Here is a 612-nt window from a genome sequence, read left to right as displayed (position 1 = left end):
CTTGCTCTTTTAGCTCAGCTACTTTTGATTCGATAACCTTAGAGCCTTCGAATAGGTCAGGGTACTCAAGCAAGTCAGTTTCATAAGCCATAACTTGCTGAAGACGCAGTGACCACTGCTGATCCCAAGGGCGCGGAAGGGATAGAGCTTCGTTCCAGGCAGGTAGCTGAAGTGCGCGACAACGTGCGTTACGGCTAAGTGTCACGCCTAATGTTTCGATCAGAATACGCCATGCATTGTTTTCTGGCTGTTCTTCAGTCAAACCCAAAGAGTTAACCTGAACACCGTAACGGAAGCGACGGTATTTAGGGTTCTTAACACCGTAACGTTCACTGGTGATCTCATCCCACATTTCGCCAAATGCGCGCATTTTGCAGGTCTCTTCTACAAAGCGCATACCAGCGTTTACAAAGTAAGAAATTCGGCCAACGCAACGCTCAAACTCTTCTTCATTGAAGCAGTCACGTTCTTTGATTGCATCCAGAATTGTAATTGCTGTTGTCAGAGCGAAAGCGAGTTCTTGAACAGGCGTCGCGCCGGCTTCTTGAAGGTGATATGAGCAAATGTTTGAAGCATTCCATGAAGGAATGTTGTGCAAGCAGTATTCATACA

The 612-nt window shown here is 46.6% G+C and carries 1 protein-coding gene; it reads right to left on the bottom strand.

Translation table 11 applies throughout. The annotated features are described in order from the left end of the window. On the bottom strand, nucleotides 1-598 hold a 598-nt coding region (locus A3735_RS26090), incomplete at its 3' end, for a methylmalonyl-CoA mutase family protein (protein ID WP_231882662.1). Nucleotides 599-612: the final 14 nt, after the last annotated feature.

The sequence above is a fragment of the Oleiphilus sp. HI0061 genome (assembly GCF_001635675.1).
This window is presented reverse-complemented; position numbering and strand designations above follow the sequence as displayed.